Here is a 14,926-nt window from a genome sequence, read left to right on the forward strand (position 1 = left end):
GCCGGCGCCGCCGCGCCCCCCCCCCCCCGCGCGGCGGGGGGGGGGGGGGGGGGGGGGGGGGGGCCGGGCCGCGGGCGGGGGGGGGGGGGGGGGGGGGGGGGGGGGGGGGGCCGGGGGGGGGGGGGCCCCCCCACCCCTCGACTGACGAGCTGACGGACTACTCGGCTACCGGACTTGGACTACTGGACTACTGGACTACTGGACGATCGTGATCCGGTTCGCCGCGGGAGGCGCGATCGGGTCGGTCGCCGACGAGTTGGCCAGCAGGTACTTCTCCAGGGCCGCGAGGTCGTCGTCGCCCACCAGGTCGTTGGTGCCCTGACCCAGCGTGGTGAACCCGTCGCCGCCGCCCGCGAGGAAGCTGTTGGACGCGACGCGGTAGGTGGCGGCCGGGTCGATCGCCGCTCCGTTCAGCCTGATCGAGTCGGTGACGACACGGTCGGCGCCGCTCTTCGTCAGGTCGAGCGTGTAGGTCAGACCCGACGACACCTGCAGCACCTTCGGCGAGGCGGCGTTCGTCCCGGTGACCTGCTCCTTCAGCACCTGGACGAGCTGGGCGCCGGTGAAGTCCTGCAGATTCACCGTGTTGGCGAACGGCTGGACCGTGAAGCCCTCGGCGTAGGTCACCACGCCGTCGCCCTCGGCGCCCTTGGCCGCGTAGGTGAGGGGCGCCCGGATACCGCCCGGGTTCATCAGCGCGAGGTCGGTCCCGGGGTCCAGTTCCTTGCCGTACGCGAGCTGCGCGTCGGCGATCAGGTCGCCCATCGGGGACTCGGTGCCGGCGCTGGAGATGTCACCGGAGATGTATCCGATGGGCTTGTTGCCGATCGGCGCCGCGAGGGTGTTCCACCTGGTGATCAACTCGGTCATGTCCGGCGCCTTGGGCACGTCACGCGTCACCACGTGGTTCGCCGAGGCGACGGCGGTCCGGGCGATGTCCCCGGTCCGGCGGTCGTACGTCAGCGTCGTGTCGGTGTAGAGCCGCCCGAAGGACGAGGCCGAGGTGACCGTGCGCGGCTTGCCCGACGGGTCGTCGATCGTGCACGCGTACGCGGCGTGCGTGTGACCGGTGACCAGCGCGTCGACCCTCGGCGTGACGTTCTTCGCGATGTCCACGATGGGGCCGGATATGCCGTCGCCGCCACCGGGCGAGTCACAGTCGTAGTTGTACGCCTGCGAGGCCGGGAGTCCGCCCTCGTGGACCAGCGCGACGACCGACTTGACGCCCTGCCGCTCCAGCTCCTTCGCGTACTTGTTGATCGTCTCGACCTCGTCCTTGAACGTGAGGCCCTTCACGCCCTCGGCGGAGACGACGCCCGGGGTGTCCTCAAGGGTGACGCCGATGAAGCCGACCTTGACGCCGTTCTTCTTCCACACCCAGTAGGGCTTCAGGACCGGCTTCTTGGTCTTCTCGTCGAGGACGTTCGCCGCGAGGTACGGGAAGTCGGCGCCCTTGAACTTCTCGCCCGCCACATAACAGCCGTCCGTGGGGTGGCAGCCGCCGTTCTGCAGGCGGCCCAGTTCCCTGGCGCCCTCGTCGAACTCGTGGTTGCCGACGCTCGACACATCGAGGTCGAGCTTGTTCAGCGCCTCGATGGTGGGCTCGTCGTGGAAGAGACCCGAGATCAACGGGGAGGCGCCGACCATGTCACCGCCGGCCGCGGTCACCGAGTACTTGTTGCCCTCCCGGGCCTGGCGCAGATGCGTCGCCAGGTACTCGACGCCGCCCGCGTCGATCGTCTTGGTCGTGCCGTCCGGCTGGATCTCGGTGACCCGGCCGGCCGAACCGGACGGCGGCTCCAGGTTCCCGTGCAGGTCGTTGAACGACAGCAGCTGGACGTCCTGGTAGCGCCCCGGGCGCTGGTGGCCGGGCTTCTTCGTCGACTCGCCCGCGGACGCCGGCAGCGCCGCGACCAGAGCGCCGACGGTGGCGACGCCCGCGGCCGCCGCGAGGAGGCGGGTGGTGCGGCGTCTGCTGCGGTACGGCTGAGGTGTGGCTGACATGTGCCCCCCTGTGGGTCGGCTGAAATATGTGGGCCCCGTCCCGGCGCAGCCTAGAGTCAACGCGCGTAGCGCGACAGGGGGTTCAGGGTTACGGACTGGTTGCCTCCAGGAGTGTTTCGCCAGAAAACGGACAGGTCGCGCACCGGCCGCGTACTCCCCCTGACGCCCCTTCGCGGACTACTTCGCCATGAACCGGACACGCCGTACCCTCGTACCCATGACCAGCGACGACACCGCACCGGCTGCCCGCAAGCTCTCGGCCTCGCTCGGCCAGGGCGGCATCCCCACGGCCCGCTCCATCGACACCCTCGCCACGCTGAGCCCCGAGCAGACCGAGGCCGTGCTCGCCCTCCTCGCGGAGGCCGCCCGGGCCGACGGACAGCAGGCCGTGTCCGAACAGGGCCGCCTGCGCCTGCGCGGCGACGCCCGGGAAGGCGTCCAGCACCTCTTGCTGAGCTCCCAGGACCAGCTCGTCGGGTACGCGCAGCTGGAGGACACCGACCCCGTCGAGGCTCCGGCCGCCGAACTGGTCGTCCACCCGGCGCACCGCGGTCACGGGCACGGGCGTGCGCTGGGCAACGCCCTGCTCGCCGAGTCCGGCAAGCGGCTGCGGGTGTGGGCCCACGGCGGGCACCCGGCCGCCCGCCACCTCGCCCAGGTCCTCGGCCTCGCGCTCTTCCGCGAGCTGCGGCAGATGCGGCGGTCCCTGACGGACCTCGACCTGCCCGAGCCGAAGCTGCCCGACGGGGTACGGGTGCGTCCGTTCGTGCCGGGCCAGGACGATGCCGCGTGGCTCGCCGCGAACGCCGCCGCCTTCGCGCACCACCCCGAACAGGGGTCGCTCGGTCAGCGGGACCTCGACGACCGCAAGGCCGAGCCGTGGTTCGATCCGGCCGGGTTCTTCCTCGCCTTCCGGGGTGAAGAACTGGTCGGGTTCCACTGGACCAAGGTCCACCAGGCCGAAGGGCTCGGCGAGGTGTACGTCGTCGGGGTGCGGCCCGACGCACAGGGGGGCGGCCTCGGGAAGGCCCTCACCACGATCGGCCTCCGCCATCTGGCGGGGACGGGGGTGCCGGTCGCGATGTTGTACGTCGACGCGGACAACCTGGCTGCGGTGGCTGTCTACGAGCGGCTCGGGTTCGTGGTCCACGAGACGGACCTCATGTACCGGACGGAGTCCTGAACGGACGGACGACGGACGGACGACGAGGGTGCGTTGTGCGCGACGACGAGGGTTCGTTGTGCACGGTGCTGACGGCGCGTTGTGCGCGGTGACGACGGCGCGTTGTGCACATCGCAGCCGGTGAGGGCTTCTCCCACCGGCCCCCGCACCCGGCGGGCGGACATCTGACGACAGGGCCTAGAAGAAGGCGCGCGGTCTGAACCTCGCCCGTACGGGCTCCGTGCAGGCCCTGGCCCCTACCGCCGCCGCCACGGCCAGCAGCAGTCCCCAGTGGGTGTGGGTGCTCGCCCAGCGGGGGTCGTCCGGAGTCACCAGGAGCGTCCACTTGTGGGGGAGCAGGAGGTAGGCGGCTGCCGCCGTGCACAGCAGCCACGTCGATATCGCGGTCCCGGGCTCCGTGAGATGGGCGCGCCGGGCGGCCAGCGCCGCTGCCGTGAGGCTCAGTACCGCCGTGGCGGTCGCCTCCAGGGTGAGGGCGCCCACCGGGGGGCGGGCCCCGGCCGGTACGAGGAGCAGGGCCGCCGTCCAGCAGAGCGCCGCGAACGGGGCGACCAGTGCCACGCGCAGTCCGACCCGCAGCGGGCGCCGGGCCGGCACCGCCGAGGTGATGTGGCGGGCCGGGTCGTCCAGCAGGAACGCCAGTCCCAGGGCGAAGGCCAGCGCGGCCGCCCGCAGCGCGAAGAGGCCGAGCCGGGCATCGGGCGGACTGGACTGCATGCGGGGGATGCCGGCCAGCAGCAGCCCCACCGCGGCGCCTGCCACGAGCGCGCGCCGGGGCAGCGTGCGCCACACGGGCGGAAGCAGGGCTCGTGTCATGACCGTCACCGCTCGCACGAGTCGCCGTCCTCTTCCGCCGCGTCCGCCGCCCGGTCCGCGGCCGGTACCCCGAGCAGGTGCGCGACCCTCGCCGTCGACGTGTCGGGGGAGGTGAGCTCCGTCCACTTGGCTTTCACCTTCCCGGCCACGCTGTAGCGCGGCTTCTGGAGCAGCTCCGCGACGATCCGGGTCTGTTCGGCGCTCAGGCTGAACGTCTCCGTGGGCGACAGGATGATGGCGGCGCCCGAGACACTGTCGTCGAGACGGACGTTCCGGAACGCGGACATCGGGTCGGACTCTCCGCCCAGCGCCAGCCACATGATCGTCACCAGCCGGGCGTCGCACACCTCGGTGCCCGCCTTCTCGTTCCCCGTCACCAGCACGGACGCGGCGGCGACGGCGAACTCGGGGACGCGGTTGCCGCCCCAGTTCGTGCCGACGGTGACGTGACCGGGCTCCGTGGACGGGGAGAGCAGGGCGTCGGTGCCCAGCCCGTAGCGGGCGTCGATGCGCTGATTCACGGTCAGCCGTGCGCTGCCGGCTCTGCCGCCCGCGAGGTCCTGGACGCGGTCGACCACGGCGGCCCAGTCGGCGGTCCGGCCCGTCCACTCGGGGAACGCGCAGTACGAGGACCGGCCGTGCTCGATGCACGAGCGGACCTTCTCCGGAGTGACCGACGCCCGTTCGCGGGCCGCCTTCGTCTCCTCCGGGGTGCCTCCGGACTGTCCGACCACGCCCACCAGCGTCAGCGCGAGCGATCCCGCGACGGCCGCCTTGACGACGGTCGTACCGCCGCCGCTGACCAGCACCGCGAGCAAGGCCACGAACAGGGCGAGCCCGGTGAGGTACAGGGCGTGCCAGGCGGCGGGTCGGCCCAGCAGGTCGGAGGGGAACGGAGTGTTGCCGCTCTCGGTGACGACCGGGCTGAGCCAGCTCGTCCAGCCGGGGTCGGACGGGCTCGCCACGAACAGCTGCCCGAAGAGCAGGAGGAGCAGGAAGAGCGGCGCGGCGAACACGGAGCGGACCAGGCGGGCGAGGAGCACACCGAGCACGCCGAACAACAGGACCGTCAGCGGGCCGACGGCGAGCTCGGCGGGCGAACCGTGCCCTGCCGCACCGGGCTTGAGCGCGGCCCAGGTGAACTGGACGGTGACGCACACCGCCGTGAACAGGACCGCCGGCACGACGGAGAGCACATGGGCGGCCGTGCGCCGCCAGGGCTCGACGACCAGGACGTCGAAGTGCCGGTCCGTGTCGCTCCGCTGGGAGCGCAGGACCGCGCGGTTGACGCCCAGCATGACGGCGAGCCCGACCAGCACCGGGATGCCCTGCGTACCGCGGTCGACGTTCTGCAGGATCGGGTAGTCGCCCTGGTTCTGTGTGGTCAGCCAGACGATCCAGGCCATGTACAGGACCGCGACGCCGAGGAAGGAGACGGTCATGCGCAGCTCGCGCGCCTCGAAGCGGGCGAGGGCGAACACTGCTGCCCACGGGCGCGGCGGTTGCGTCGGCCCGGCGGACCGCACGGGCGTCTCCAGTGCGGTGCTCATGCCGCCACCTCCGAGGGCTCTCCGTCGAGAATGAGCAGGTAGCCGTCCTCCAGGGTCGGTTCGAGCAGGTCTGCGCCCTCGGGTGGTTCGCCGACGTTGCGGAAGGAGCCCGTACCGGTGCGCCAGCCGGCCCAGGCGCCGGGATCGCGTTCGGCGCTGCTCCACACCCGGCCCGCCGCACACGCGGTCAGCTCGGCCGGGGTGCCCTCGAAGCGGACGCGGCCGCGGGTCATGACGATCACGCGGTGGCAGAGCATCGCGACGTCCTCGGTCTGGTGGGTGGACAGCAGAACGGTCCGCCCCTCCCCCGCCCGGGCGATCAGCTCGCGGAAACGCATGCGCTGTTCGGGGTCGAGGCCGACGGTCGGCTCGTCGAGAACCAGGAAGCCGGGGTCGCCGACGAGGGCGGCGGCCAGTGCGACCCGCTGGCGCATCCCGCCGGAGAGCTTCTTGATGCGCTTGCTCCGCACGTCGGACAGCGCGACGGCGTCCAGGACCCGCCGCACCTCGCGGTGCCGGGCGGAGCGGTCCGTCAGCTCCTTCAGGATCGCCACGTAGTCGACGAACTCGAAGGCCGTGAAGTCCGGGTGGAAGCCGGGCGCCTGCGGCAGATAGCCCAGGGCGCGCCGCACCTCCTGCCGTCCGGCCGTCGTACCCGGGTCGTTCCCGAGGACCGAGAACGACCCGCGGTCCGGGGGCACGGCGGTGGCCAGAACCCGCAACAGGGTGGTCTTGCCCGCTCCGTTGGGTCCGAGGAGGCCGGTGACGCCCTCGCCGAGCCGCACGGACACGTCGTCGAGCGCCGCCGTCCTGCCGTAGCGCAGGGTGAGTCCGGCGGCGGACACCGTCGGTGCGGAGCGAAGGTCAGACATGCGTGACTCCAGTACGAGAGAGCGAGGACAGGGGCAGCCGCGAAGGAGGCGGGAGCGGAAGGAACGGCGGGAGCGGAGAGAACGGCAGGAGCGGTGGGAGTGCGGCGGCCGTCATCCGTCGCTCCCGTTCGAGGAGGACGAGCCGGAGCCCCGCTTGCGGGAGGAGTCCGTGAGGACCACGGCCACGACGTGCAGCATCCGCAGGAGAACCGAAGCGGTCATCAGCAGCCCGGCCCCGAACAGCGTGAGCCGCCTGCGCGAGACATCGGACATCACGCCGCACCCCCGCCCGGGAAGCCCGCGAACGGCACGTGCGCGGAGACCGAGTCGAAGCGGTCGCGGCGGAGGTAGAAGAACCCGGCGGCGACCACGGCGACCACGGCCGCCACGCCCTGCCCCGCCACCGTGTACGGCGCCAGGGTCCCGTCGGTCATCTCCCGCGCGACCACCAGCACGGTTACCCACGTCCCGCCGACGAGAGCGGGTGCGAGGACCGGGCCCAGCCGGGGTGTCAGCGCGAGCCCGGTCGCGGTGAGCGCCAGCGCCGGCAGCAGCCAGGCCAGGGCGCGCAGCCCGTACGAGGGGAGCGCGAGCGTCGCGAGGCCGTTCAGCGTGAGCGCGACGGCCAGCACGGGGACGGTACGGATCATCAGCAGCCGGAACCCGTGCATCGGCGACACCACGGCCATCTCGTAGGTCGGGTCGAGCGCGGGCCCGTACGACAGCGCGACCCCGGCGAGGGGCAGCAGCGGGGCCAGGGCGAGGAACAGTGCCGGTGTCCCCGGCGCTTCGGCGGAGTTGGTCACGACCACCGTCATCAGCAGCACGGCGATGACCGCGCCCAGCCAGGACAGCCGCAGCACGGGGGTGGCCGCGAGCAGCCGTGCCGTGTGGTCGGCCACCCCGAGCCGTACGAACGCCGACTCCAGGAAGCCCGGCCGCGGCGCGTCCAGCTCGGCGTCGAGCCGCGCCCATCCCTCGTCCAGCGGGGCCGGGTCGCTCACCTCGGCCAGGACCGCCCGGCAGCGCGCGCAGGCCATCAGGTGGGTGTCGGCCGACCACAGCATCGGCGGCGCCAGGTCGCCCCGCCCATACGCCCGGAGATCGTCCTGCGCGACGTGCCAGGTCATGCCGCCCGGGTCCCGGATCTCGTTCGTGTCGCTCATGCCAACTCCTCCCGCAGCTGCTTGCGGGCCCGCAGGGCCCGTGTCTTGACCGTCCCCGGCGGGATGCCGAGCAGGACGGCGGCCTCCCGGGTGGTCAGTCCGTCGATGACCGTGGCCTGCAAAACCGACCGCAGCTCGGGCGACAGCCGGACCAGGGCCCCCGCGAGGTCCCCGTGCTCCACTCCCGCGAGCACGCGCTCCTCCGCGGACGCCTCCTCCCGGTGCCGCAGCCGGGCGAGCGCCTGCCGCATCCGGCCCCGCGCGCCCTCGCCCCGCAGGGCGTCGACCAGCCGCCGCGAGCCGATCCGCCACAGCCAGCCGGCCACGTCTCCCTCCTCGCGGTAGCGGGCGCTGCCGCGCCACACCGCGAGGAAGGTCTCCTGCACGACGTCGTCGACCGTCCCCACGTCGGAACAGCGCCCCCGCAGCCTCGCCCCGAGCCATGGCGCATACCGCCGGTACAGCTCTTCGAAGGCGCGCCGGTCACCGTCCGCCGCGATGGCCCGCAGCAGATCCCCGTCGCTTCTCGTTTCCCTCACACCCCCTCATCGCACGAGCCCCACCGATCGGTTCACGGCATCACGCACCGGTTCACGACATCACGCATCGATCCACGACACCGCGCATCCCCTCTGACACCGCGCACCAGCTCACGGCCGACGCCGTCCCCCGCCTCGGCGCCGCCCTGAACCGCGCCCGCCGGGAGCAGGGCAGCCGGCACCCTCGCGGGCCGGACCGAGGCCCGCCCCGGGCATCGCCGTCGCCGTCATGCCCGCCGTCACCCGGTTGGGCGACCGGTACCGCCCGAGCCCGGGGCGGGCCCGCGGGCACGGCCACCGGCGCCGATCGCCCCCGCGGTCACGGCGCTCGCCACCGCCGGGGCCTTCCGGCTGCTTCGCCGCCGTTCGGCCGGACGGCGGAGCGGCCGGACTCCGGTCCGTACGTCCGTTTATGCGAGGGAGCGACGGACGGACCGGCCAGGTGGACGCCCGGGGGCCTCCCCCCGATATCCCGCACGTCATGTCTCCGTAACCAGCGATTCAGACAGGCTTGCGACCCTCGGGCAATGAACCCCGCCCCGCCCGAGCCCTCGCCTCCGCCGGAGCGCGAGCCCTCCCGCACGAGGGAGAACGGGAGCCCGCACCTGCGCGCGGCGCTCCCGCCCGCTCCTTCCGACGCGCCTGATCCCGGCCGGGCACGGAAGAATGGGTTCATGAGCCAGCCCAATGCCCAGGCACAGGTACAGCACCCGCAGCCGTCCGTCGGTTCCATAGCCGCGCACCGCCCGCACACCGTGGCGGCGAACGTCTCCGACCTGGAGCCCGACCTCGACGCCGACCTCGACGCGTACGAGGACACCGTGCAGGACGGCGTCCAGCTTCCGCAGGGCCGTTTCCTCGACCGGGAGCGCAGCTGGCTCGCGTTCAACGAGCGGGTCCTCGAACTCGCCGAGGATCCGAACACACCCCTCCTCGAACGGGCGAAATTCCTGGCGATCTTCGCCAGCAACCTGGACGAGTTCTTCATGGTCCGCGTCGCCGGCCTGAAGCGGCGCATCGCCACCGGCGTGGCCACCCGCTCGGCCTCGGGCCTCCAGCCCCGCGAGGTGCTGGAGATGATCTGGGCCCGCTCGCGCGAGCTCATGGCCCGGCACGCCGCCTGCTACCAGGAGGACGTGGCGCCCCAGCTCGGCGAGGAGGGCATCCACCTCGTCCGCTGGAGCGAGCTGTCCGAGAAGGAGCAGGCCCGCCTCTTCACGCTCTTCCGCCACCAGATCTTCCCGGTGCTGACGCCCCTCGCGGTCGACCCGGCGCACCCCTTCCCGTACATCTCGGGTCTGTCGCTGAACCTCGCGGTCGTCGTGCGCAACCCGGTCTCCGGCCACCGCCACTTCGCGCGCGTGAAGGTCCCGCCGCTGCTCTCCCGCTTCCTGGAGGCATCCCCGAGCCGTTTCGTCCCCATCGAGGACGTCATCGCGGCCCACCTGGAGGAGCTCTTCCCGGGCATGGAGGTCCTGGAGCACCACACGTTCCGCGTCACCCGGAACGAGGACCTGGAGGTCGAGGAGGACGACGCCGAGAACCTGCTCCAGGCCCTGGAGAAGGAGCTCATGCGCCGCCGCCTCGGGCCGCCGGTGCGCCTGGAGGTCGAGGAGTCCATCGACCGGTACGTACTGGACCTGCTGGTACGGGAGCTGAAGATCTCCGAGGCCGAGGTGTACCCGCTGCCGGGTCCCCTGGACCTCACGGGCCTCTTCGGCATCGGCGCGCTCGACCGGCCCGAGCTGAAGTACGTGAAGTTCATCGCGGGCACGCACCGCGACCTCGCGGAGGTCGAGTCGGCGTCCCCGCCCGACATCTTCGCCGCCCTGCGCGAGCGCGACGTCCTGCTGCACCACCCGTACGACAGCTTCTCCACCTCCGTGCAGGCGTTCCTGGAGCAGGCCGCGTCCGACCCGGACGTGCTGGCCATCAAGCAGACCCTGTACCGGACCTCGGGCGACTCCCCCATCGTCGACGCCCTCATCGAGGCCGCCGAGGCCGGCAAGCAGGTCCTCGTCCTCGTCGAGATCAAGGCACGCTTCGACGAGCAGGCCAACATCAAGTGGGCCCGCAAACTGGAGGAGGCCGGCTGCCACGTGGTCTACGGCCTCGTCGGCCTCAAGACCCACTGCAAGCTGTCACTGGTGGTGCGCCAGGAGGGCGAGACCCTGCGCCGCTACTGCCACGTCGGTACGGGCAACTATCACCCGAAGACCGCCCGGCTGTACGAGGACCTGGGGCTCCTGACCGCCGACCCGCAGGTCGGCGCGGACCTCTCCGACCTCTTCAACCGGCTCTCCGGCTACTCCCGCCGCGAGACCTACCGCCGTCTGCTGGTCGCACCCAAGTCCCTGCGCGACGGCCTGATATCGCGGATCAACAAGGAGGTCCAGCACCACCGTGCCGGCCGCCCGGCCCACGTCCGCATCAAGGTCAACTCGATGGTGGACGAGGCGCTCATCGACTCGCTCTACCGCGCCTCCCAGGCCGGTGTGCCGGTGGACATCTGGGTGCGCGGGATCTGCGCCGTACGACCGGGCGTCGCGGGCCTGTCCGAGAACATACGCGTACGGTCCATCCTCGGCCGCTTCCTCGAACACTCGCGGGTCTTCGGCTTCGGCAACGGAGGCGAGCCCGAGGTGTGGATCGGCAGCGCCGACATGATGCACCGCAACCTCGACCGGCGGATCGAAGCCCTGGTCAGGATCACCGACCCGGCTCATCGGTCCGCCCTCAACCGGCTGTTCGAGACCGGCATGTCCGATACCACTTCCTCCTGGCACCTGGGCCCCGACGGCGATTGGACCCGGCACGCGACCGACGCCGACGGCCGCCCCCTGCGCAACGTCCAGGAGATGCTCATAGACGCCCGGAGGCGCCGGCGTGGCACAGCAACACCTTGACCCCACGGCGGGCCCCGTGGCCGGAGACGCCCTCGCGGCCTATCTCCGGACCCAGGCCACGGAGTTCCTCCGCGCGCTGCGCCAGCACCGGGAGACCGGGGGCGCGGCGGGTGGGGGTCCCCCCGCGCGAGCGCAGTCGAGCGTGGGGGAGAACGGCTCGAAGGCAGCCGTGGACGCGGCGCGCGCACTGCGCCGCTCGGCCCGCCGTATCAGCGGCACCCTGCACACGTTCCGGCCCCTGCTCGACGAGGGCTGGTCGGAGACCATGCGCCCCGAACTGGCCTGGCTGTCGGGCACCCTGGCCCGTGAGCACGCGTACGGGGCCCGTCAGGAGCGGCTGCTCGCGGCACTGCACCGGCTGTCGGGCTCGGCGGCGTTCCCCACCCAGGCCACCTCCGAGGTACGGACCGAGAAGGGCACCCTGACCGTCGGCGCGGCCAAGGCGGGCGCCCTCCTGGAACGCCAGCTGACCCTCGCCAGGACCCGCGCCCACTCGGCCGCGCTCCAGGCCCTGGGCTCCAGCCGGTTCCACGCCGTCGCCGACAACGTCGCCGTGCTGGCCAGCGAGGTCCCGCTGAGCGCGGCGGCGACCGGCACCACCGGCGCCACGGGGCTCAAGCCGCTGGCCGCCGCCGCGGAGGAACGCCTCTGCGACGCCGTCACCGGGCTGCCCCTGGTCACCGCGGGCCACCCCTACAACTCGGAGGCCCTCGTCCACGGCCTCGCCGCCGACACCGCGCCGCAGCCCCAGGACGCCCCCTGGCACCAGGTACGCCTCCTGCTGCGCCTGCACCGGTACGCGCGCGAGGTCCTGTTCGGCGACGAGATCCTGGTGGACGTACGCCTGCTGAACGCCGGCCAGGCCCTGGACCGGCACCGCGACGCCGCCGAGGCCGCCGCGGCGGCGGCCGCCGCGGCCCGCACCCCGCGGATCGCCCCGGCGACGGCGTACGCGCTCGGAGTGCTCCACGCGGACCAGCGACACGAGGTGGAAGCGGCCAGGTTCACGTTTCAGCGGGCCTGGATGAGGGAGACGGTCGGCACTCCGTGACGGACGGGGGCCGGTACTCGTGATGGGAGGCCCAGTGCACGCGACGAACACAGACCCCGTACTCGCGGCGGGCTGCGTACTGTGGCGCCGCTCGCCGGTCGACGGCGAACTGGAGATCTGCCTGGTCCACAGACCGAAGTACGACGACTGGTCGCATCCCAAGGGCAAGCTGAAGCGCGGCGAGGACGTGCTCGCGGGAGCGCTTCGCGAGGTGGAGGAGGAGACCGGGCACCGGTGTGCGCCGGGGCCCCGGCTGACGACGCTGCACTACCAGGCCAACGACCGTCCCAAGCAGGTGAGCTACTGGGCCGCCGAGGCGACCGGGGGGCACTTCGTGCCGAACCGGGAGGTCGACCGTGTGCGGTGGCTGGGCCCGGCGGCGGCCCGCGAGCGGATCACGCAGGCGCGGGACCGGGAGCTCGTCGACGAACTGCTCGCAGTTCTGCGACGCGTGTAGCACTGCGTGCGGTCGGCACGGCGTGCGGCTGTGCCGCCTGCGGCGGGGAGCGGCTCCGATGTCGTCGACTGCGGGTGCGTGGGGGTTGGGCGCGCAGTTCCCCGCGCCCCTTGCGGGGCGCGTCTCGGCGGAGGCGATCCCTACGGGGTGTCCTCTGTCATGTGAGTCTGGGCGTCCGTGCGGGCCTTGCTGCGGGCTCGGCGGGCCGGACCACGCCAGCCGCAGGTGCACCGCGCCACGCAGAAACGGCCCTGCTCGACGGTGGTCGTCCGGTGTTCCGCGGAACCGATCTCTTCGTGCTGCGCCACGCGACCCACGGTACCCATGCCGGGTAAACGCTTCCCCATGCCCCGGACCCGCGTGACAACAACCCCCAGCCGTCGTTAGGCCGAACGACACGAGGCCCGCCCAAGGACGTCCCGGCTGGGGGTAGCAGGCGATGGTGGAGCGGCAGCGAACACGCAAGGACGGGGCGGTCGCCCTGGCCGCCGCGGCGACGGGGCTGTTGCTCTGCGCTGCCGGCTGCTCGAGCGGCGGGACCGCCTCCGACGACGCCCGCGCCGCCGGGGACCCGGTCGAGGTGCTGCACGGCACCGCGGAGAAATTGATCCGCGCCGGCACCTCCAAGGCCCGTACGTCGATGGAGATGGCCACCGGCGGCACCCGCGTGACCATTCGCGGCGAGGGGGTCTACGACTTCGCGCACCAGGTGGGCAGGTTGCAGGTGCTCCTCCCGCAGGACCCGGCCGGCGCCGACGAACACCGCCCCATCACCGAGCTCCTGGCGCCGGGCGCCCTCTACATGAAGAACCGCGGCGCGGGCGTGCCCACCGACAAGTGGGTGCGCGTCGACACGGCCTCGCTCTCCGACGGGAACCTGGTCACGGGCGGTGCGACCGATCCGTTCGCCGCCGCCGAGCTGCTGCGCGGCGCGCGAGGGGCGACGTACGTGGGCAGGACGTCGGTCGCGGGCACGGCCGTACGGCACTACCGGGGGACCGCCGACCTGCGGGTGGCCGCGCGCGACGCCTCGGCGGGCAACCGGGCCGCGCTGCGGGCGGCGGCGAAGGGCTTCGCCACGACGACGGTCCCCTTCGACGTCTACCTCGACGACCAGGGGCGCATCCGCAAGGTCCGCCACCGGTTCAGCTTCGTGAACGGACAGCAGAAGGACACGGTCGCGGTCTCCTCCACGACGCTGCTGTACGACTTCGGCGCCGACGCCGACGTACGCCTGCCGAAGGCGAAGGACATCTACGCCGGGCGGATCGCCGAGTGACGGAACCGCGGAGGACAGGCGGAGGTGTGACGGAGGAACGGCGGAGTGGCCGGGCGGCGGCTGCCGGGGGCGGAACGGTGGGAGGCCAGAATGCACGGGGCCGGAAATGGTCCGTTGGTGCCATGCGCCGTCCGTGGACCGCTCCCTACTCTAGAGAGTCGGTGACGGCAGGAAGAGGTGATGCACGTGGCTCCGGCGCGCGGTACGGCAGTTCAGGACCACGTGGCCCTCGCCGAGATCGAGCTGTGCGGCGACCTGATCATCGCGGCCTCGGCCGCGCGTGAGGACAGGCTCAGCCCCGACCGGATCGACGAGGTACTCAGGGCGGCCGAAGAACGCTTCCTGCAAGAACACGGCGACCCCCGCCCGTCCCCGTAGGGGCGCCCCCGCTCCCTCCCCCCGCCCCGCAGGGGCGCGGGGAACCGCGCGCCCGACCCCCACCGCCCCGCGGCCACCACACCACCCTCCCCCGACCACACCAGCGCCCGCGCCCGCGTCACAGCACCACGCCCTCCGAACCGCGCCCCCGGAGGGCTTACGTACGGAGCAGCCGGGCGATCGCCTTCGTCGCCTCCTCCACCTTCGCGTCGATCTCCGCCCCGCCCTTGACGGCGGCGTCCGCGACACAGTGGCGCAGGTGCTCCTCCAGCAGTTGGAGGGCGAAGGACTGCAGGGCCTTCGTGGAGGCGGAGACCTGCGTGAGTATGTCGATGCAGTAGACGTCCTCGTCGACCATGCGCTGCAGACCACGGACCTGGCCCTCGATCCGCCGCAGCCGCTTGAGGTGCTCGTCCTTCTGTTGGTGATAGCCGTGGATCCCGCGGTCGTGGTCGGTCACGATCGCCTCGGCACCGGCCTCCGCGACATCCCCTGCGGTCTCCCCGGAGGGCGCCGTGGCGCCGGCCTCGGTGGTCGTCATCGCGTCCTCCTGCTGACTGATACCCCTACCGGGTATATGGTAACGAACTTTGCTGGGTATAGGGCCCTTGGCCAGAGCCCTCGTGGGACCCCGTGCTGATCACTGTGCCCGATGGGCGACACTGGGGGGCGGCCGGTTAGCCGTGGCCGGATGATGCGCCTAGCATCAGCCTGACCTACACCGA

At 72.5% G+C, this 14,926-nt stretch carries 15 protein-coding genes; 6 read left to right on the top strand and 9 right to left on the bottom strand.

Features of this window, described 5'->3' with window-relative positions:
- Positions 1-195 precede the first annotated feature (195 nt).
- Positions 196-2,004, bottom strand: a complete 1,809-nt coding sequence (locus ACFYXC_RS39510) for a bifunctional metallophosphatase/5'-nucleotidase (protein ID WP_389557687.1) — start codon at positions 2,002-2,004, stop codon at positions 196-198.
- A 217-nt stretch (positions 2,005-2,221) separates the two neighbouring features.
- On the opposite strand from ACFYXC_RS39510, the gene mshD reads away from it, so the two are divergent.
- The gene (mshD, locus tag ACFYXC_RS39515; RefSeq protein ID WP_389557689.1) at positions 2,222-3,187 is read left to right on the top strand and encodes a mycothiol synthase; all 966 of its coding nucleotides are present in this window, start codon (positions 2,222-2,224) and stop codon (positions 3,185-3,187) included.
- A 177-nt stretch (positions 3,188-3,364) separates the two neighbouring features.
- Here the strand turns inward: mshD and ACFYXC_RS39520 are convergent, their stop codons facing one another.
- From ACFYXC_RS39520 to ACFYXC_RS39545, 6 genes are all read right to left on the bottom strand, one after another.
- The gene (locus tag ACFYXC_RS39520; RefSeq protein ID WP_388922897.1) at positions 3,365-4,003 is read right to left on the bottom strand and encodes an ABC transporter; all 639 of its coding nucleotides are present in this window, start codon (positions 4,001-4,003) and stop codon (positions 3,365-3,367) included.
- Between the two features lie 5 nt (positions 4,004-4,008).
- Positions 4,009-5,553 (bottom strand): ABC transporter permease, encoded by a 1,545-nt coding sequence (locus tag ACFYXC_RS39525; RefSeq protein WP_389557691.1) that lies wholly within the window; start codon positions 5,551-5,553, stop codon positions 4,009-4,011.
- Entirely contained in the window at positions 5,550-6,425 is an 876-nt protein-coding gene (locus ACFYXC_RS39530) for an ABC transporter ATP-binding protein (RefSeq protein ID WP_389557693.1), read from the bottom strand. Before ACFYXC_RS39530 ends, ACFYXC_RS39525 begins: the two co-directional genes overlap by 4 nt.
- A gap of 111 nt (positions 6,426-6,536) precedes the next feature.
- Positions 6,537-6,698, bottom strand: coding sequence for a hypothetical protein (locus ACFYXC_RS39535; RefSeq protein WP_389557695.1), 162 nt, complete (start codon positions 6,696-6,698; stop codon positions 6,537-6,539).
- Positions 6,698-7,555 carry a zf-HC2 domain-containing protein gene (locus ACFYXC_RS39540; protein ID WP_389557735.1) on the bottom strand — a complete coding sequence of 286 codons (858 nt, stop codon included), beginning with the start codon at positions 7,553-7,555 and terminating at the stop codon, positions 6,698-6,700. The genes ACFYXC_RS39535 and ACFYXC_RS39540 overlap by 1 nt, the downstream gene beginning before the upstream one ends.
- 32 nt (positions 7,556-7,587) lie before the next feature.
- Positions 7,588-8,130 (bottom strand): RNA polymerase sigma factor, encoded by a 543-nt coding sequence (locus ACFYXC_RS39545; RefSeq protein ID WP_389557697.1) that lies wholly within the window; start codon positions 8,128-8,130, stop codon positions 7,588-7,590.
- 674 nt (positions 8,131-8,804) lie between these two features.
- Here ACFYXC_RS39545 and ACFYXC_RS39550 point away from each other — a divergent pair.
- Genes ACFYXC_RS39550 through ACFYXC_RS39560 form a run of 3 tightly spaced genes read left to right on the top strand, consistent with a single transcriptional unit; the run spans position 8,805 to position 12,544 of the window.
- On the top strand, positions 8,805-11,036 hold the full coding sequence (locus ACFYXC_RS39550) for an RNA degradosome polyphosphate kinase (RefSeq protein WP_388922881.1): 2,232 nt from the start codon (positions 8,805-8,807) through the stop codon (positions 11,034-11,036).
- Positions 11,017-12,087: a CHAD domain-containing protein gene (locus tag ACFYXC_RS39555; protein ID WP_389557700.1), complete on the top strand. Its 1,071-nt coding sequence runs from the start codon at positions 11,017-11,019 to the stop codon at positions 12,085-12,087. The genes ACFYXC_RS39550 and ACFYXC_RS39555 overlap by 20 nt, the downstream gene beginning before the upstream one ends.
- Positions 12,088-12,109: 22 nt before the next feature.
- Positions 12,110-12,544 (top strand): NUDIX hydrolase, encoded by a 435-nt coding sequence (locus ACFYXC_RS39560; protein ID WP_388922874.1) that lies wholly within the window; start codon positions 12,110-12,112, stop codon positions 12,542-12,544.
- Positions 12,545-12,684: 140 nt separating this feature from the next.
- Here the strand turns inward: ACFYXC_RS39560 and ACFYXC_RS39565 are convergent, their stop codons facing one another.
- Positions 12,685-12,870, bottom strand: coding sequence for a hypothetical protein (locus tag ACFYXC_RS39565; RefSeq protein WP_389557702.1), 186 nt, complete (start codon positions 12,868-12,870; stop codon positions 12,685-12,687).
- Between the two features lie 113 nt (positions 12,871-12,983).
- On the opposite strand from ACFYXC_RS39565, the gene ACFYXC_RS39570 reads away from it, so the two are divergent.
- Positions 12,984-13,823, top strand: a complete 840-nt coding sequence (locus ACFYXC_RS39570) for a hypothetical protein (RefSeq protein WP_389557704.1) — start codon at positions 12,984-12,986, stop codon at positions 13,821-13,823.
- Between the two features lie 180 nt (positions 13,824-14,003).
- Positions 14,004-14,201, top strand: coding sequence for a hypothetical protein (locus ACFYXC_RS39575; RefSeq protein WP_389557706.1), 198 nt, complete (start codon positions 14,004-14,006; stop codon positions 14,199-14,201).
- A gap of 157 nt (positions 14,202-14,358) precedes the next feature.
- On the opposite strand, the gene ACFYXC_RS39580 is transcribed toward ACFYXC_RS39575, so the two are convergent.
- Positions 14,359-14,742: a metal-sensitive transcriptional regulator gene (locus ACFYXC_RS39580; RefSeq protein ID WP_388922862.1), complete on the bottom strand. Its 384-nt coding sequence runs from the start codon at positions 14,740-14,742 to the stop codon at positions 14,359-14,361.
- Between the last annotated feature and the right edge of the window lie 184 nt (positions 14,743-14,926).

The organism is Streptomyces sp. NPDC002701 (genome assembly GCF_042889045.1).
Classification (GTDB): domain Bacteria; phylum Actinomycetota; class Actinomycetes; order Streptomycetales; family Streptomycetaceae; genus Streptomyces.